The sequence below is a fragment of the Aquimarina addita genome (genome assembly GCF_039539305.1).
Lineage (GTDB): Bacteria > Bacteroidota > Bacteroidia > Flavobacteriales > Flavobacteriaceae > Aquimarina > Aquimarina addita.
In genome coordinates this window covers 31,356-51,144 of sequence record NZ_BAABCW010000007.1, presented here as the reverse complement: position 1 = coordinate 51,144, position 19,789 = coordinate 31,356, and the positions used below count along the sequence as shown (strand labels likewise).

At 32.5% G+C, this 19,789-nt stretch carries 16 protein-coding genes; 7 read left to right on the top strand and 9 right to left on the bottom strand.

The features are described from left to right. Nucleotides 1-130: 130 nt before the first annotated feature. The 7 genes from ABD816_RS10325 to tsaB all read left to right on the top strand — a co-directional run bounded on the left by ABD816_RS10325 (nt 131) and on the right by tsaB (nt 8,007). A complete protein-coding gene (locus ABD816_RS10325; RefSeq protein ID WP_344927084.1) occupies nt 131-832 on the top strand; it encodes an ABC transporter ATP-binding protein in 702 nt (233 codons plus the stop codon). After that, a complete protein-coding gene (locus ABD816_RS10320; RefSeq protein WP_344927082.1) occupies nt 825-2,072 on the top strand; it encodes an ABC transporter permease in 1,248 nt (415 codons plus the stop codon). Before ABD816_RS10325 ends, ABD816_RS10320 begins: the two co-directional genes overlap by 8 nt. 1 nt (nt 2,073) lies before the next feature. Next, complete coding sequence (locus ABD816_RS10315; RefSeq protein ID WP_344927080.1) at nt 2,074-3,339, top strand: ABC transporter permease; 1,266 nt, start codon at nt 2,074-2,076, stop codon at nt 3,337-3,339. Between the two features lie 58 nt (nt 3,340-3,397). Continuing rightward, entirely contained in the window at nt 3,398-4,510 is a 1,113-nt protein-coding gene (locus ABD816_RS10310; RefSeq protein WP_344927077.1) for an efflux RND transporter periplasmic adaptor subunit, read from the top strand. A 50-nt stretch (nt 4,511-4,560) separates the two neighbouring features. Next, complete coding sequence (locus ABD816_RS10305; RefSeq protein ID WP_344927075.1) at nt 4,561-5,931, top strand: TolC family protein; 1,371 nt, start codon at nt 4,561-4,563, stop codon at nt 5,929-5,931. 59 nt (nt 5,932-5,990) lie between these two features. Beyond that, entirely contained in the window at nt 5,991-7,277 is a 1,287-nt protein-coding gene (locus ABD816_RS10300; protein ID WP_344927073.1) for an efflux RND transporter periplasmic adaptor subunit, read from the top strand. A 67-nt stretch (nt 7,278-7,344) separates the two neighbouring features. Further along, nucleotides 7,345-8,007, top strand: coding sequence for a tRNA (adenosine(37)-N6)-threonylcarbamoyltransferase complex dimerization subunit type 1 TsaB (gene tsaB / locus ABD816_RS10295; protein ID WP_344927072.1), 663 nt, complete (start codon nt 7,345-7,347; stop codon nt 8,005-8,007). Here tsaB and ABD816_RS10290 read toward each other — a convergent pair. The 9 genes from ABD816_RS10290 to ABD816_RS10250 form a co-directional block, all read right to left on the bottom strand. Further along, nucleotides 7,961-8,671 (bottom strand): hypothetical protein, encoded by a 711-nt coding sequence (locus tag ABD816_RS10290; protein ID WP_344927070.1) that lies wholly within the window; start codon nt 8,669-8,671, stop codon nt 7,961-7,963. The genes tsaB and ABD816_RS10290 overlap by 47 nt on opposite strands. Nucleotides 8,672-8,839: 168 nt before the next feature. After that, the gene (locus ABD816_RS10285) at nt 8,840-9,544 is read right to left on the bottom strand and encodes a hypothetical protein (protein WP_344927068.1); all 705 of its coding nucleotides are present in this window, start codon (nt 9,542-9,544) and stop codon (nt 8,840-8,842) included. A gap of 519 nt (nt 9,545-10,063) precedes the next feature. Then, nucleotides 10,064-10,768: a hypothetical protein gene (locus tag ABD816_RS10280; RefSeq protein WP_344927066.1), complete on the bottom strand. Its 705-nt coding sequence runs from the start codon at nt 10,766-10,768 to the stop codon at nt 10,064-10,066. A 391-nt stretch (nt 10,769-11,159) separates the two neighbouring features. Continuing rightward, complete coding sequence (locus ABD816_RS10275; protein WP_344927064.1) at nt 11,160-13,196, bottom strand: thioredoxin domain-containing protein; 2,037 nt, start codon at nt 13,194-13,196, stop codon at nt 11,160-11,162. A gap of 152 nt (nt 13,197-13,348) precedes the next feature. Further along, nucleotides 13,349-13,549: a dodecin family protein gene (locus ABD816_RS10270; protein ID WP_344927062.1), complete on the bottom strand. Its 201-nt coding sequence runs from the start codon at nt 13,547-13,549 to the stop codon at nt 13,349-13,351. 119 nt (nt 13,550-13,668) lie between these two features. Next, complete coding sequence (locus ABD816_RS10265) at nt 13,669-14,577, bottom strand: NifU family protein (RefSeq protein WP_344927060.1); 909 nt, start codon at nt 14,575-14,577, stop codon at nt 13,669-13,671. 80 nt (nt 14,578-14,657) lie between these two features. Further along, on the bottom strand, nt 14,658-15,503 hold the full coding sequence (locus ABD816_RS10260) for a bile acid:sodium symporter family protein (RefSeq protein ID WP_344927058.1): 846 nt from the start codon (nt 15,501-15,503) through the stop codon (nt 14,658-14,660). 122 nt (nt 15,504-15,625) lie between these two features. After that, nucleotides 15,626-16,417, bottom strand: a complete 792-nt coding sequence (locus tag ABD816_RS10255; RefSeq protein WP_344927057.1) for a class II aldolase/adducin family protein — start codon at nt 16,415-16,417, stop codon at nt 15,626-15,628. A gap of 187 nt (nt 16,418-16,604) precedes the next feature. Continuing rightward, nucleotides 16,605-19,280 (bottom strand): TonB-dependent receptor, encoded by a 2,676-nt coding sequence (locus ABD816_RS10250; RefSeq protein ID WP_344927054.1) that lies wholly within the window; start codon nt 19,278-19,280, stop codon nt 16,605-16,607. Between the last annotated feature and the right edge of the window lie 509 nt (nt 19,281-19,789).

Genomic DNA, 19,789 nt, shown 5'->3' with positions numbered 1-19,789 from the left:
TCTTATCCAGAGAGGTTATGCTGATGTACTAAAATAAATGAGTGGTCAATAGGGATGATCACAAAAATCAATTATTATATTAGTACTGTATCTCCTCAAAAAAGTATCTGATTCATCTCAAATTACTAGTATGATTGAAATTAAAGATTTGCATAAATCCTATCAAATGGGGAGTAATTCGCTTCATGTACTTAAGGGCATAAATTTTAACGTATCAGAAGGAGAACTCGTATCTATAATGGGGTCTTCTGGTTCAGGAAAATCTACTTTACTCAATATATTAGGTATGTTAGATGAAGCCGATGAAGGATCTTATACATTGGACGGATTACCAATTAGAAACCTAAATGAAAAAATTGCTGCCAGATATAGAAACAAATTTCTAGGCTTTATATTCCAGTCATTTAATCTTATCACTTATAAAAATGCATTGGATAATGTAGGGATGCCATTATATTATCAAGGTATCAAAAGAAAAGAACGGATGGAAAAATCCATGCATTATCTGGAAAAAGTTGGATTAGCAGATTGGGCTACGCATTTGCCCAATGAACTTTCTGGTGGACAAAAACAACGAGTTGCGATTGCCAGAGCGCTAGCTTCTGAACCAAAAGTTTTATTAGCAGATGAACCTACAGGAGCTTTGGATACTAAAACATCCTATGAGGTGATGGAACTTATTCAAGGGATTAATGAAGAAGGAAAAACAATCTTAATCGTAACCCACGAGGATGATATTGCTCATATGAGTAAGCGCATTGTTAATCTTAAAGATGGTGTGATTATCGATGATACAACTGTTGTGCAAGTAAAAGCAAAAGCAAATGTTTAATATTGAGCGTTGGCAAGAAATATTTGAAGCAATAAGCAAAAATAAATTGCGCACCTTTCTTACGGGGCTTTCTGTAGCATCCGGAATATTTATATTAGTGATTTTGCTTGGAGTCGGAAAAGGGATGGAAAATGGAATTTCTAAGGCTTTTGAGGATGATGCATCTAATAGTATTTGGGTATGGACACGACCTACAACAGTAAAACATAAAGGTATGAATCCTGGAAGGGATTTTCATATGACAAAAGAAGATTATGATTTTGTCCAATTAAAGCATAAGGATGATATTGAGTATAAATCTTCTGTTGGGAGAAATTGGAATGGAGTAATTTCTCATGGTAAAGAATCTGGAAGTTATCGAATAGAAGGGATTTATCCAGGATTTCAGTTTATAGAAAATGAATCTATGATTGAAGGTAGGTTTGTCAATCAAAAAGATATTGAAGAATCGGTTAAAATAGTTGTTATTGGTAATAAAATTAAAAAAGATTTATTTAAAAATAAGGAAAATCCTATAGGATTATATATAACATTGAATGATATTCCTTTTAAAATAGTAGGAGTTTTTAGTGATAAAGGAGGAGATAGAGAGGAACAAAAAGCTTTAATACCAGCATCAACATATGCTAAAGTATTTAAAGATGGGGCTAGAGTAGATTTATTAACTTTCACCTTAAAACCAGAAGAAAATTTTGATGTAGCCGTAGATAAATCTGAAAGCTTCGTGGAGTCTATGACATCATATCTAAAATCTAAACACATTATAGCGCCAAGTGATGAGGCAGCAATTGGTGTAAATAATTCATTAGAAAATGCAAAACGCTTTTATGCCCTAATCTTTATGATTAATGCCTTCTTCTGGTGGGTCGGTATTTGTACTATTATTGCTGGGGTTGTAGGAGTAAGTAATATCATGCTTATTATTGTGAAGGAACGTACAAAGGAAATTGGGATTCGTAAAGCCTTAGGAGCTTTACCAATGTCTATTGTCGGTATGATCTTACAGGAATCTATTTTTGTAACTGCTGTTGCAGGCTTTACAGGATTGATATTTGGATTAATATTGTTAGAATTAGTAGGACCTATGATAGAAACAGAATTCATCGCGAATCCTTCTGTAAATTTTAACGTGGCAATTTCTACCGTATTTATTTTAGTATTTGCAGGAGCTATGGCAGGATTGTTTCCAGCATGGAGAGCTGCAAAAATCAAACCTATTGTAGCATTAAGAGACGAATAATATGTTTAGTAGAGACCGTTGGAACGAAATTTTAGAAGCACTTACTGCAAATTGGTTTAGAACTTTGCTTACTGCGTTTGGAGTGTTTTGGGGAATATTTATACTGGTTATTTTGTTAGCTGCTGGTAAGGGATTAGAAAATGGAGTGAAGCAAGGTTTTGGTGACATAGCTACTAATACTATGTTTATGTGGACTCAAGTGGCTTCCAGACCTTATAAAGGATTGCCCAAAGGAAGACGTTTTAATTTTAAAATTGATGATGTGGCATCGATTAGAGAACAAGTTCCTGGATTGTTATACATTTCTCCTAGGAATCAATTGGGAGGTTTTGGGGGTGCTAATAATGTTGTAAGAGGTCTTAATTCTGGGGCTTTTAACGTATATGGAGATTACCCGGAAATTATAAAACAGGATCCTATTAATATCACCTCTGGTAGATTTATCAATTATGGAGATATTGAAGATGCACGTAAAGTAGCGATTATTGGTGAGGGTGTAAAGAAAGAACTATTTACGCCAGAAGAAGAACCGATTGGAGATTATATAAAAATACAAGGTGTTAATTTTATGGTGATCGGAACTTATACTAAAAAATCTAATAATGGAAACCCTGAAGAAGGTCAAAATGAAATTTTTGTTCCTTTTACTTCCTATGCGCAGGCTTTTAATAGTGCAGATAATGTAGGGTGGATGGCAATAACAGCTACAGATGACAATTCGATTACAAGTCTAAAGGATAAAGTAATTGATGTGGTAAAAGTTAATCATTACATTCATCCAGAGGATAACAGAGCTGTAGGAAACTTTGACCTCTATAAAGAATTTAAAAAAATTAATGGTTTATTTATTGCATTAAAAGGAGTAGCTTATTTTGTGGGAGTATTGGTGTTACTTTCTGGAATAATAGGGATTAGTAACATTATGCTTATTGTAGTAAAGGAACGAACAAAAGAAATCGGAATCAGACGAGCGCTGGGAGCTTCTCCTTGGGCAATCCGAGGTCAGATTTTATTAGAATCAATTTTTTTAACAATAATTTCTGGTATGACCGGTATTGTAGCATCTACGGGGTTAATTTTCTTAGTTAATTCCTTACTGGATGGAGCACCTGCAAGTGAGGATACAATGTTTGCAAATCCAAGTGTAGATCTTACCGTTGTATTTGTGGCACTTTTTATACTGATTACAAGTGGACTTTTAGCTGGTTTTATTCCTGCACAAGTAGCTATTAGAACAAAACCTATTGACGCATTAAGGACAGAATAATTAATATCAATCAAAACAGAATAACTAATGTAAGTAGTTATGCTAAATCACATATCCTATGAAAAAAACAATAACTGTTGTCATTCTCTTACTTATCGTCCTCGTTTTTGGAGGTTCTTTATATTATTTATATCAGAAGAATAAAGAAAATCCAGTTACCTTTAAAACAGAACAACCAACGACAGAAACTATTATTAAAAAAACAGTAGCTACAGGTAGCATAGTTCCAAGAGAAGAGGTATTAATCAAGCCTAATATTTCTGGTATTATAGAAGAGATTTATATAGAAGCTGGGGAACAGGTGAAATCTGGAGACTTGATCGCTAAGATTAGGGTTATTCCTAATGTTTCCTCATTACAAAGCGGTAAGAATGCGATGTCATCAGCAAAAATTGACTTAGAAAATCAAGAAAAGCTTTATACTCGTCAGAAGGAGTTATTTGATAAAGGAGTTATTTCTGCTAATGAGTTTGATGGAGTAGACGTAGCGTATAAGCAGGCTAAACAAAGCTATGATGCTGCTCGACAAAATTATCAGATCGTTAAAACCGGAACTGCTAGAGGACTAGGGAGTGCTGCGAATACGTTGATAAGGTCTACAGTTACAGGGATGGTGTTAGAGGTACCTGTAAAAAAAGGAAATCAAGTAATTGAATCAAATAATTTTAATGACGGTACTACCATTGCTACCGTAGCTGATATTGGGCAAATGATTTTTGAAGGAATGGTGGATGAAAGTGAAGTTGGCAAAATAGTGGAGAAGTTACCTTTAGAGATAACAGTAGGTGCGATAGAAGATAAAAAATTCAATGCTACTCTAGATTATATAGCGCCAAAAGGGTTGGAGGAAAATGGTGCTGTACAATTTGAGATTAGAGGTACCTTGGATAAGAAAGATACTACTTTTATAAGAGCTGGATTGAGTGCTAATGCTTCTATTATTTTAGCAAAGGTGGATAGTGTGATGTCGCTAAAAGAAGCACTGATACAATATGATACCGACACAAAAAAGCCATTTGTAGAAATCGATATGGGAGATCAGAAGTTCCAAAAAAGGGATGTGGAACTGGGGATTAGCGATGGAATTAATGTTGAAATAAAAAGCGGAATTACCAAAGAAGATAAAGTGAAAGTCTGGAATCAGATCAAAAAGCCAGAATTTGAAAATTAATTTTTTTTAATTTTCTGTAACAACATCAATCAATAGTATACAAATAGGTTATGAGAATCAATATTTTAATTTTAGGATTCCTTTTTATGGGAATCGGGAAGGCTATATCGCAAGAAAAACGATGGACATTACAAGAATGTGTGGCTTATGCGATAGAAAATAATATAACAATTAAACAATCTGCTTTAAATATAGAGTCTGCAGATATAGATAAGAGTGACGCAATCGGTAATTTTTTACCTAGTTTAAATGCATCTGCCTCTAATTTTTGGAGCTCAGGATTGAGTGCTGATCCAATCTCAGGAACAAATAGAACGCAAACTTTTAGGAGTTCTAATTATGGAATTGGTGCAGAGATCAATTTGTTTGACGGACTTAGAAATGTGCGGCAATTTCAGAGAGCTAAGCTAAACCAATTATTGAGTCAATATAATTTAGGAAAATCAAAAGATGATATTGCTCTTTTTGTAGCTAACAGTTATTTACAATTATTGTTAAATAAAGAATCATTGAAAGTAATAGAAAAGCAGCACGATATTACGCTAGAATCATTAAAGCGAACCACTGATCTAGTAGAGGCAGGGGTCTTACCTCAGGGAGATTTATTAGAAATAGAAGCTACTTCATCAGATGAGATTACTCGTATTGTACAGGCAGAAAATGCAGTGCAAATTGCTCGCGTCAGTTTAGCACAAACATTATTAATTAAAGATTATGAAAAATTTGATATTGCAGAACAAGAATATTTGGAGCCTTCTTCAAAAATTTTAGATAAATCGATAGAAGAAATAAGGTCTACAGCAAGAACATCCAGATATGAAGTGCAGATTGCAGAACAAAATAAATTGTTAGCAGAAAAAGATTTAGAAATAGCGAGAGGAAACTATTACCCATCACTTACAGGTTCTTTTAGTATTGGTACTACAGAATCTGATGCAGAAGGGATAGTTTTTGATGATATGGGAGTGCCTATGACTGTAGGAGCAGCACCATTTTTTGATCAGTTTTCTGATAACTATGGGATCTCTTATGGCTTGTCTCTTTCTATTCCAATATTTAATGGGTTTTCTGTTAGAAATGCGGTTAAAAGAAGTAAAATTAATATCAAAAGTGCGGATTTTCAATTGGAGCAAGCAGAACTTGATTTAGATAGTAATGTGTATCAAGCGTACTTAGATGCAAAGGGTTCGGCAAAAGCCTATGAAGCTTCAAAAGTCTCCGTAAAAGCCCAGGAAAGAGCCTATGAATATGCAAAAGACAGATATGATGTAGGACTTACCAATGCTTTTGATTTTAGTCAGTCAAAATTCAGACTAGAAAACGCGCAAAGTAATGCTGTACAAGCTAAATTTGATTATATTTTTAAGATTAAAGTGTTAGAGCTTTATTTTGGAATTAAATTAGCAGATATTAAACTATAAAGTGAACAGTGTCATAGTAACCGTTACATATTAGTTTATAATTATTTATTAAGTAGGTTATGAGTAGAAAAACTATACTAATCATAGTGAGCATTTGCGTGTTGTTGATAATAACACTTGTTGTTGGAAAAAAGGCAGGATGGTTTGGTGATAATGGTAACGCAAAAGAAATTGAATTATCTGTAATTGAAAAGATTGAGATTATCGAAACGGTCTCTGCTACAGGTAAAATCCAACCAGAAGTGGAGGTAAAACTTTCATCAGAAGTATCTGGAGAGATTATAGAATTAGAGGTTAGAGAAGGGCAGGAGATTAAGAAGGGAGATGTATTGATTAGGATCAATCCTGATATTATACAATCAGGACTAAATAGGTCTCAGGCAACGTTAGAGAATGTAAGAGCTTCTCTTGAACAAGCAGCAGCGAGTCTTAAAGAATCAAAATTAAGTTATGATCGTAATAAAGGGCTGTTTGAAAAAGGAGTGATTTCTAAAGCAGAATGGGATCGTTCTGTCTCTGCTTATGAAGTTGCAGAAGCTTCTAAAAAATCAGCATATTATAATGTACGAAGTGCTCAAGCTACAGTAAATGAAGCTAAGGATAATCTAAGTAGAACAACTATCTACGCTCCAATGAATGGTACGATTTCTAAACTGTCTGTAGAGTTAGGAGAGCGTGTAGTGGGTACCCAGCAAATGGCCGGTACAGAGATTATGAGAGTGGCAAATCTTAAGAATATGGAGGTAGAGGTAGATGTTAATGAAAATGATATTGTCAAAGTTGCTGTTGGTGATTCTACTATTGTTGAAGTCGATGCCTATCTTAAGAAAGAATTTAAGGGACAGGTAACTGAAATAGCTAATTCTGCAGAGACTTCTCTTAGCGCCGATCAAGTGACTAATTTTAAAGTAAAAGTACGAATTCTTGAATCTTCATATGCAGATTTATTAATAGATAAAGCGGCAAATTATTCTCCATTTAGACCTGGCATGACTGCAACAGTGGATATAATTACAAATAGAAAACAACAAATAATTGGTGTTCCTATAAGTGCTATTGTTATTAAAAATGATACTATTAGTAAAGAAAAAGGAACTGCAGGAAAAGTTGTAAGCAATACAGCTGATAAAAAGTTTGAATGTGTTTTTGTTAAAGAAGGTGAAAAAGCTGCTTTAAGAGTTATTAAAACAGGTATTCAAGATGATAGTCATATAGAGATCACTGAAGGATTAGAGGTGGGAGAAGAGGTAATCATAGGGCCATATAATGTTGTTACTAAGACTTTAGAAGCTGGAGATAAAGTTATTGTAAAATCAGGAAAAGAAAAAGTATCCAAAAAGGAATAATGATTTTAATATAGAAGTTATTTTTTCAGTTTAATAATTGGTCTACCTTTGCTGCAAAAAGAATGATATGACATTTATTTTGTGTATAGAAACTTCTACAACCAATTGTTCTGTTGCTTTAGCTAAAAATGGAGTAGTACAAACTATAAAAGAAGATTATAGTGCAGAGTATTCTCATGCAGAAAGGTTACATCAGTTTATAGATGAAATCATAAAAGAAGCCAATATCTCATTTACAGATTTAAGTGCTATTGCTGTTAGTAAAGGCCCAGGATCATATACTGGTTTAAGAATAGGTGTTTCAGCAGCAAAAGGATTATGCTATGCTTTAGATATACCCTTGTTATCTGTGCCTACGTTGTTATCACTTGCCTCGCAAGTAATAATAGAAGATGGAGGATATATTATACCTATGCTGGATGCCCGCAGAATGGAAGTATATTCGTCGGTATTTTCTGATGATTTAGTAGAAATAAGGAAAACGGAAGCTGAGATTTTATCAGAACATTCGTTTGAAGAATATTTACAAAAAAATACGACGTATTTTATAGGGAATGGAGTTAAAAAATTCTCTGGAATTTGTAATCATAAAAATGCAAAGTTTATAGAAAAAAAATTGCCATCTGCTAAGGAGATGGCAATTATAAGTTTTTCTAAATATTTAAAAGAGGAATACGAAAATGTTAGTTATTTTGATCCGTATTACTTAAAAGACTTCGTGTTGGGTTAGTATCGCTATTTTTTAGAGCATTATATCTGGAAACTAACCTTAGCAGATCTTCCTCCTTTTTAGGGTTGATCTTTTCTGATGAAATATATTTTTCCAATTCATTTTTTTTATCACTAAGTGTAGCTAGTAAGTCTTTTTTTCCTACGGGTAGTTCTAGAATGACACCATTTTCTTCAAGATAATAAGAGGTTAAAGTTTTTATAGATCCTGGAGGAATACCACCAGTCATAGGATCAACATCTAATTCATCGGGAGGTGTTATTTTAAGCGTATATTTTTTGTAGACGCTATAATTATCACTTAACTCTACTAATACATAATATCCTTGTCTTTTTTGACCTCTTGAGTTTTTAAAATTGCAATAATAGTAGTAATCACCTTTTATATTAGCATAAACAGATGGAGATTTAACAATCTGAAATAAATTATCATTTTTAACGTATTCTATAATATCTAAGTAGATGTTATAATTTAGTTCTCCATTAAAAGTTCCGGACGCTTCATCGGTAATACTTGCTTCTTTATGCTTTTTTAATTTATAAATTGAACCCTTGTAGTTATCAAATAGATCTACCTCTTTAGATGGTTCTATAATGGATTCTGGTAATTGGGCAAATAGGGTAGTAGTTGCCAGTAAGAATAAGGTTTGTAGTAAATTTCTCACAATAAAGAGTTTTAATTTAGTGCAATATAATATTTTTGTCGACGAAAAACAAATATTTAGGTTGAAACATGTTAATTACTCTTAAAATAGTGATTTTTAACTTTTCAAAAAATGGTTTTGAATTTGAAGAAGGTATTTTTAATTTTGTATAAAATAAAGTAATATGCCTTAGTTTCGACTACCATTACTGCTTAAAAGGCTTCCAGAAGGACCTGATTCAGATCTTTTTAATGCATTATATCTAGATACTAATCTGATAAGATCTTCTTCTTTTCTAACTTTTATTTTTTCCTTTTTTATGTATTCCTTTAGCTCTGTCTCTTTATCACTGAGTACACCTAATATTCCTTTTTTATCCAAAGGTAATTCCATGATAACAGAATTTTCTTCCAGAAAGTAGGTGATTTTAGTTGCTAATTTACCAGGAGTGTCTGTTCCACTTGGAGTACTTCTTTGTTGAGGTTTTTTAACATCTATACTATATTTCTTATAAATTCTATAGTCATCGTGTAACTCTATAAGAACAAAATATCCGGGTACATCACTTCCTCGTTGGTTTTTAAAATCACAGTAATAAAAATATTCTCCGTCTATTCTTGCGTGTGTTGTTTTATTTCTAACAATTGCGAACTGTTCATTACCCTTCTGATGCTCAATTAAATCAGAGTAAATATTATACCGAAGTGGTGCGTCAAAACTTCCGGATTTTTCATCTATAAGACTTGCATCTCGATATCCTAAAGTTTTGTATATGGATCCTTGATAGCCATCAAACAAAGGAACATCTTTAGCAGTTTGTAATAATGATTGAGGAAGTTGCGCTAACAAAACGGGGGAAACTAGTAAAACTAGAATTTGTAGTAAATTTCTCACAGTATTATGATTTATATTCAAGTAAATTTAATTTAAAAAAGGTTAAAGGACAAACAATGAAGGATTAATAGCATTATAATTGTCAATTTACCAGTACTTTATATTTTTTTTAAAGCTTTTCTATGAATTTTATTAATTATATTAAAGATTTTACATATTGTAAGTATGTAAAAACAGTAATTTGGGCGGTAAAAATAGTATAACTTATTGATATTATGATGTATATTGACTTTTTTTAATTGTTAAATAATAACTGCTTCTTAAAAATTTAACTTTTGAAAATAGCATCAATATTATAATTAGATAGTAATATGTTACTTTTATTGAGTTGAGTTCTAAGATAGCTTGAATTTAAAAATTATCAGCTTTTTGAGTTTAAGATAAATTTAACTGATTATTCAATAAACTTTAGCAAAAGTGTGAGAGTTGTACTCCTATATTTCATTTAAATAGAAGTGTCACCAGATTATTTGGTGACACTAATTTAGTGCAGTTAACATAAAGATTGTCTATTTTGGATTAGTTCCTATTTCCATTACTACTTAATAAGCTTCTTGATGGACCTGTTGAAGAACTTTTTAGTGCATTATACCTAGAGACAAGTCTGATAAGATCCTCTTCCTTTCTTACTTTTATTTTTTCTTTTTTAATATAATTGCTTAGCTCACTTTCTTTATCACTTAGTGCTATCAATATTTCTTTTTTATTCATAGGAAGCTCCATTATCATATTATTCTGCTCTAAGAAATATCGAGTTTCTGCAGCAAGCTTACCTGGAGTATCAGTGCCACTTGGAGTATTTCTTTTTTGAGGATTTACTACATTAATAGAATACTTTTTATAAATTCTATAGTTATCTGTTAACTCTACAAGAACATAATATCCAGATTTATCTCTACCTCTCTGATCATTGAATTCACAGAAATAAAAATAATCTTCACCTATTCTTGCATGAGTCGTTTTATTCTGAACAATTTCATAAGTTCCTGAGCTGTTTTTAAATTCTAAAACATCCGAGTAGATATTATATTTAAGTTTTGCTTCAAACGTGCCAGATTTTTCATCAATCAAACTAGCATCTTTATAATTTGATGTTTGATACACTGATCCGGTATATTCATCAAAATTAGGAACCTCTTCTGCTACTTTTAATAAGGATTGAGGAAGTTGTGCAAATAAAATGGGGGATATTAGTAAAAATGTGATTTGTAATATTTTTTTCATAATTTGTTTATTTTAGGTTAGGTAAATATACAAATAATAATCGATTAAATGTTTAGTTTTTAGGGTTAAACAACGTTACTTTTTAGAAAATATTAATTTTGATACTGTTTTTAAATCATGATTTTACGGTTAAACCCTTGTAAAATATAGAAAAAGTAAAGAATATGTGGTGAATTGTTAAAAATTTATTTTTTCATGTTTTTTTTGAATATATGATAAATTTAAAAGCATTATTCGCTATTTTTTTTAGTAATCATCATTTTTTTTTAAAAATTTTAGCCCGAATAGTTACCGGTTTCATTCTAAAAATTGAAATAATTTTTAAAATATCATTATTTCATAAAAATTATAAATAATCTATAATAAGATACTGTAAATATATTATTCTCATTCAATCCATTGAAGATATAGCTTTATTTATATCTTCTGTAGGATACTTGCAAGTGTTGTCAACGCATACATATACAAGGGTTTTACCTTCAGAAAACCTCCCGTTTAATAGCGGTGTCTCTGAATCAGAAATACTACCAGCTATTAGTTTATTTGGAATGTAAAAGGTATTTAGCTTTTTAGACAGTAGTTGTAGCTCTTTACCTACAATTACTATTTCGTAATATTTTTCGCTATAATTTAGCATTAGATCTAGCCAGTTAGAATAACCAGAGGCATATTTACTTATTTGAGGTTGTATACCGTGGAGCATTTGCCTACTGGTATCCAAATATTTTTTATTGTTTGTATAATGGTATAGTAAAAACAGATTTTTTGCCATTACAGAGTTAGAAGCCGGGATTACATTATCTGTATATTCAATGGTACGTGTAATCAATTTTGGATCGATATCTGAAGTAAAATAAAATAGTTGCTTTTTGGGGCTATAAAAATGTTTGAATGTATATTGGGTCAGTTGTTCAGATATATGCAACCATTGTGGATCAAATGTGTTTTGATATAAAGTAATGAAAGCATCCGTAACAGATGCATAATCTTCCAGGTATCCGTTGATGCTACTTTTTCCTTCTTTATAATTGTGTAATAAAGAATAGTCTGATTGTAATTGTTTGTTTTTTATAAAATCAGCATTACGTAAAGCAATATTTAAAAACTTTTCATCCCCAAAGACACGATAAGCATCCAGGTAAGCTTTAAGCATTAATGCATTCCATGAAGTTAAGGTTTTATCATCTAATCTTGGTCTGGAGCGTTTTTCACGTTCAGCAAGTAGTATTTCTTTCCATTTCTTGATTTTTGAGTTTAATTGATCAGAATTTAAGCCGTGCTGACTCATAAACGTTGTATCGTCTTCTTTCCTTATTAGTACATAATTTTCTTTTTCCCAAAAACCATAAGAATTTACATTGTAGTAATCAGAAAACAGAGCGTAATCTGTACCTAGTAAATTATTTAATTCATTCTTTTTCCAAACGTAAAAGGCTCCTTCCTCTAACTCACCTTCTGTGGTTTTGCTATCAGCATCAAGAGACGAGTAAAAAGCTCCTTCTTTATTGGTAAGTTCTCTGGAAACAAAAGATAAAGTTTCATATACAACCTTTTTATACCATGGGTTTTTTGAAACTAAATAAGCGTCTGCGTATAAACTTACTAATTGTGCGTTGTCATAGAGCATTTTTTCAAAATGTGGAATGTGCCATTTGTCATCTGTAGAATATCTCGAGAACCCTCCGCCTATATGATCATAAACACCTCCAAAAGATATACTTGTTAGCGTATTCGTTACATAATCCAATAGTTCATCATCATTAGTTTGATGTGCATATCTTAGTAAGAAATGATAATTAGAAGGCATCATAAATTTGGGGACTCTTTTGGTGCCTCCTTGTTGGTGATCAAAATGTGAACTCCATTCTTTTACTGCATCTTCTATAAAGGCTGTGTTAAAATTGATTTTATCAGTGTTGATTTCTATAATATCAACAGCTTTGATGCCTTGCTCTAATTTTTCTGCATATTCTAAGAGTTTTTCTGGTTGTTTGTTATATAAATCAGAAACCTGATTGAGTGCTTCTACCCATTTTCCTTTTTGAAAATAGGTACCTCCCCAAACCGGTCGTCCATCGGGTAAGGTAATCATATTAAGAGGCCAACCGCCGCTTCCAGTCATTAGTTGAACCGCACTCATATATACTTGATCTACATCCGGACGTTCCTCTCTGTCTACTTTGATGTTGATATAGTTACTGTTCATCGTCTCTGCCACTTTTGGGTCTTCAAAACTTTCGTGTTCCATAACGTGGCACCAATGACATGCTGCATACCCAATGCTTACAATGATCAGTTTATTTTCTTCTTTAGCTTGGGCCAGAGCATCTTCTCCCCAAGGCTTCCAGTTTACAGGATTATGTGCATGTTGCAAAAGGTATGGGCTAGTTTCATGAATCAAATCATTTGTGTATTCGTGTGTTTCCATTGGAGGCTTATTTTGACTGGTGCAAGTGATAAATAAAAATGCTATAATGACGAGGAAGGAGTATTTCACTTTTTAATATTTTAATGCCGCTTAAAAATATAAAAAGCATCCCAACAATATCAGGATGCTTTTCATAAATATAAAATAAATCTTTATTTTATCTCAAATGAGATTTTTAAATTTACTCTGAATTCAGTTACTTCATTATCTTTTACAATAACTTTTTGGTCGGAAACCCAAGCGGATAAAATATTTTTTACTGTTTTTCCTGCTTGTTTTATTCCATTTCTGGTAGCGTCTTCCCAGCCCTTTTCTGAACTAGCAATTACTTCTATAACTTTAACAATGGCCATTTTAGTGATTTTTAGATTAATATTTTATAAAAAGTACTGGTAAGATACAAGATACTTTGGTTATTTGATAATAATCATCTAAAAATTATAAGAATATGTTTTGTGTCGTTGTTAAAAAATCATCCATTCACTGCTTCTACAAACTCAACTTTATTTTTAAGCATTTCTTTTAACATGTTTTCTATGCCATTTTTTAAAGTCATTGTAGAGGATGGGCAGCCACTGCAGGCGCCTTGCAAAATAACTTTTACACCTTTGCTTACCGGATCATAAGAGTCAAACATAATATTCCCTCCATCACTAGCTACAGCCGGTTTGATATATTCTTCAATGATATTTATAATATCTTTAGATACTTCATCTAATTTATCAAAATCGTGATCTGACTGTTTTTGTACCTCACTTTGCGAGGTTGTAGCATTTGCAGATAGCACTTCCTTGCCTTGTTCGAGATATTCTTTGAGAAACTCTCTGACCTCTAGAGTAATGTCATTCCAGTCTGCCATGTCATACTTATTAATAGAAATATAATTTTCATCAATATATACTTCTTTGACAAAGGGGAAATGAAATAATTTTTCGGCTAAAGGAGCTTCTTTGGTGTCATCAATGTTTTTAAATTCATGACCACTGGTTACTAATTTTTTATTTGCTACAAATTTAAGTACAGCAGGGTTAGGCGTGCTTTCTGCGTAAATAGTTATCGGTGTTTTTTTGATGGTATCTTCTGATTCACTAATAACAATTTGCTCGGTATTAAGATATTTCTTTATTTGTTCGGCAACTTCATCTTGTACATCATTCCATTCTACAATATCAAATTTATCAATTGCAATAAAATTCTGTGCAATAAATACTCTTCTTACAAAAGGGAGATAGAACAATTGCTGAGCAAGAGGAGAATTCTTGGCTTGATCTATATTTTCATATTCATAACTAGTATGTTGAGTTAGGAAATAATTTGTTTCGAATTTTATAATACTGGGATTAGAGGTAGGCTCTATTTTTATTTCAAAATTCTTTTCCATATTCTTTTTTTACAAATTTACTAAAAAGTACAGCGATTTTTATGTTATATATTTCTTATCTGGCATAATTAGAAAATAGGCTACCTACGTCCTAATATGATGACCATAAAGCCCGATATGTACATAACCAGCGTATATATTGCTGCTGCGATACCCAATTCTGATTTTTGTAAGGTTAAAATTGCAATGGTCATAGCTAAAGCAGAATTTTGTATTCCTGATTCTACAGCGATAGTTATTGCTTGAGGCTTTTTTAACTGTATCAAATATGCGGTTATATAGCCTAACCCCAGGCTTGTTAAATTAAGTAGCATAGCTGGTATTCCTGCTTGCAGGAAATAAGGGATAATATTGTTTCGTTCCTTGATTAACAGTCCGACAGTTATTAATACTAGTAAAAAAACAGAAGCAATGCGAACTGTTTTTCCCATTCTTAAAGCAAATTCTGGTGATTTTGCTCTTATAAACATTGCAGTAAAGACAGGGAGTATCACAATTACAATGAGTTGCCCTATCATTTGTAGGACATCAAGTGATATTTTTTCTCCTTCTCCGGCAAATTCTAAAAGTGCAAACAGAACAATAAAAGGGATGGAGAAAATACTTATAATACTCGATATAGCTGTTAAAGTTATGGATAATGCAAGATCTCCTTTTGCCAGATTTACTACTATATTAGAGACTGCACCACCTGGACATGATGCTAGTATCATAATGCCTATTGAAATTTCTGGGCTTAGTTCTAAGGTAGAGACTAACAGATATCCAATTATAGGTAAAAATAGTAACTGATTAGAAAGTCCTAATAGTACAGCTTTTGGGTTTTTTAAGATTCTTTTAAAATCATCAACAGTTAGAGAAAGTCCCATGCCAAACATAATAGTTGCTAATGCAGCTCCTATAATTAGGGTAGTTGTTCCGTTCATTTTGTAAATTATGTATAAAAATGTTTATAAGTTTTTCTTTTTACCTTTCAAGTAAAACAATAGTGATTCTTGAAGTGTTGACAATCCGGTTTTTTATGAATAAATAAGATTACTGAGATGCATTATACTTTCAGAAAATCTAAGTTAGCACTGATGTCTTGCCACATTGGTTGAAACTGAAAATACCCTGCTAATGGAAAACCAAGTTCTGCACGAGTTCTCATTGCGGTTTCGTGATTTATTTCAATTAATTTTTCACCTGTTTGTCTCGCTAATAATTCTGCCTGGCAACTTCGTTCCATAGTTACAAACCACCAAGCGGCTTCATCGACAGAATTTCCTACGGTCATTAATCCATGATTTTGTAATATCGCTGCTTTATTATCACCTAAAGCTTTGGCAATTCTCTTGCCTTCTTCTAATTCATTTACGACACCTGAATAATCATTGAATAAAACATGGTCTTTATAAAATGCGCAGGCATCCTGTGTGATGGGTGCTAGTTCTCTTCCCAAGGTGGAAAATGTTTTGCCATATACAGAATGTGCATGGGCTGCTGCTATCACATCAGGTCGAGCGGTATGAATCTGAGAATGAATGGCAAAAGCTGCTTTATTAAGTGGTAGATTTCCTTCTACGACATCTCCCTGATGATTAACTAGTAAAAGGTGTTCAGGTTGTATCTGATTGAATGAAAGTCCAAAAGGGTTTACCCAAAAATGATCTGTAAGTTCTGGATCACGTACAGTAATGTGTCCTGCAACACCTTCTGAGAAACCAAATTTACCAAAGATTCTAAAGGCTCCGGTAAGTTTCTTTTTGAGGTAAGCTCTTTCTTTTTCAATATCATTAAATGTGGGAGGGAATGGAGTGTTTTTAGGGAACATCTCTAAGGGTGGATTAGGTACTGCCATAACTATATTTTAAAAATTATACGATCAATTATTATCCTTTAGCGTTTAAAAAAACCTGTTTGAAAATTTTCAAACAGGTTTTATCTTATGTAAACTCATTTTTAATTTTCTGATCTGAAAATGTAAGTATGAGGTGTGTAGTGATATTTATAGTATCATCTCAGAATTCTAAGATTACCTTAAATATCTATAGATTATTTATAGATAATCCTATATATGCTTGAGATCCAATAAATCCAGATCCTATAGCTGTAACATATTCATCACCTAAAATATTGTTCATTCCTGCTTTTAGAGTTGCTTTTAAAGCAGGGATTCTATAATTAATCTGTGCGTCTAATACAGTATAAGAATCAATAGTTCCATCACCAAAATCAGCTTGCCAGAAAAATGCATCACTCCATCTTAAGTTGGTCATAAACCCGAAGTTATTAAATAAGTTGGTGCTACCTACAGAAGCTTTAAACTTGTGCTCTGGAGTATTAAAATTACTTCTAAAATCAGGATCATCTTCCTGATCAAAATCTTGTTTAGCATAGGTATAATTTACTCCTACATCTAACTTGGATAATACTTTAGCATTAATTCCTGCATTGACACCATATGAACTGATATCTACATCAGAATTCGTAGATGCAGAAAAAACTCTAATATTATCAGTTTGTAGTGCGGCAAGTGCAGATCCATCAGCTACAGATCCAAATAATGGTACGATTACATTTTCATTGGAGATAAAATCAGTATACTGGTTGTAATATCCACTTACATCTACACTTAGAGTTCCTAATTTTCCTCTGTATCCTAATTCGTATGCTCTAACCTTTTCTGGCTCAACTATATCTATATCTGCTTGTACAGGAGCTCCGTTTTGCACAGACTCTAGTGAATATGAGTTTTCATAAGCATCTCTACCTGTAATAGTATTACCATTTTCATCGGTAAATCGGTATCTGTCTAAGTTGTCAGGTGCAGATCCTAATGCAATTAGTGCTCCAGTATCTAATCCAGCATATAAATCCTGAGTTGCCGGATTCCTGAATCCAGTTTGGTAGGAAACACGAATATTATGATTTCTAGCTTCGCCTAGTGTATAGCCAACAGAAATTCTTGGAGAAAAATTACCATCAAAAATTTCAGCTTTATCATAACGAATGGATCCTGTAAGTTTTAAACGCTCATCTAATATTTTTTTCTGAAGTTGTGTATATATACCATATTCAGAGTAATATATAGGGGCATCTGCATCTGTAAAAATAGTTCCAAAAGAATTTAACTTATATTCTCTATAAGAACCTCCGACTTGTACATCAACAATATCTCCTGTAATATGTGAGAAGTTGTAATTACCATCTGCGTGCTTAAATTTAGAATTATCTCTAAAAGCAGATCCAGTTCCTCCAAAATCAGTATCGTTTGTTACGTCATTGAAAGCGTTTTGAAACTCAACTGTACCAGGAAGAAAACGACCCGTATCAGCAAAGGCTCTTGCACCTGCGTGAGCAGTAGCACTATCAGCTCCAGCGCCAATAGCCTGAAGGTATGCTCCAGCATATTCATTAAACCACTGTCCGTTTTCTTTCCAGCGATTGTTAATATTGATCCCTGTAAGTCTCAATTCATAAGAATCTCCAGCTTTATCTTCTGTCAGATATCCTCTTAGAAAAAAGTTACTGTTTTTAACCTCTAATTTATGTTGTTGTACAAAGAAGTTACGTAGAGCAGTTTTATTTGCATCCTGAGAAACAGTATTTCCTGTACCAATTTTTCCGTTATAGATGATTTCAAAATCATCTGCAAAAGGTCTGTAATGCAAAGCTGCATCAAATTTAATACTTTCAGCTTGATTGTTATTTAGATCTTCTTCATTATAACCTGTTCTAGATACATATCCTATTCCAAAAGGTAGTTCAGTCCCTACAATATCTCCATACACATTTAATCCATCATATCCTGGATCAGATCTGTCTGCGCCGGGGTTAGATAAATCCTGGTAGTCTGCTGCTAACCAGTCTGTACCTCGTAAATGAGAGAAATTTACTTTTGCTGCAAATTTGTCAGAAAATGCATGCGCCATTCTCACACCATAATCATAAAATTCATTGTCTCCAGCAGCTTCCTGAGAGGTGATTCCTCCTTTTAAATAACCACTAATTCCTTGATGATCAAAAGGGTTTTTACTAGTCATAAATAAAATACCATTAAAGGCATTGGCTCCATATAAAGCAGAAGATGCTCCAGGTAAAATCTCTACGCTATTTACATCTAGCTCAGACATTCCTAAAAGGTTACCTAATGCAAAATTAAGTGAAGGTGCAGAATTATCCATACCATCAACTAATTGCACAAAACGTGTATTAGTTAATGTTGTAAAACCTCTAGTGTTTACAGATTGCAACGTTAAACTGTTTGTATTAACATCTACTCCTTTTAAATTACTTAAACCGCTATAAAAATCTGCAGCGGCTGTATTTTTGATTTCTTTAATTCCAAAACGTTCTACACTAACCGGTGATTCAAAAATACGTTCAGGTGTTCTGGAAGCAGAAATAACCACTACATCTAATTCTGTTCCTTGGCTAAGTCTGATAACTAAATCTTCTGTGCTACTGGTAACCTCCACAGTGTTTGATTCATATCCCACACTGGATGCAACTAAAGCAAATGGAAGTGTTTCGGATATTGTTAATTCAAAGAATCCATCAAAATCAGCTACTGTTCCTACACTAGACATACCTCTTAAGGTAATATTAGCGAGTGGAATGGGTTGATCGGTATCGTCAATGACTCTACCCTTGACTGTCGTTTGGGCGTATGTTATGACACTTGTAAATAGCAACATCATTGCTAAAGTAATCGTTTTCATGTGTTCAAGTTTTAGAAGTTATTTCAATCATTTGTACTTAAAGGTACAGTTTTTATTAATTTGTTAACAAAAATTAAATGTTTTAATTTTCCGGCAAAAGTATTTATTTTTTTATAAAAAACAACTAATTTTCGCTTTTTTTATCGATAAAGTGCAAAAAAAGCAGGTTGTAATACTTAAAATTATGTCAAATAAGCGTTTAAGTCTTGTTTTTAGTTGGGGAATAATTTTATATTAATCAGAAGGAAATGATTAATTTTTCCCTTTATATAATTATAATAGCGGTACTTACCTCTTTAATTTTTGTATTTTTTTCCTTTTTGGTTAGTAATTACTCGATAGCGTTTTTAATCATTAAATAGGTGTTATTAGAAAAATTTATATATTTGAGCCTAGCTGGAATCATATATTATTAGTAAATTATATATTGGTATTACAATATTTAACTATTATTAGTAGTTTTAAGTTAGTATATTGGTGTCCTAGCTTTTGCCCCATAAAAAGATAAT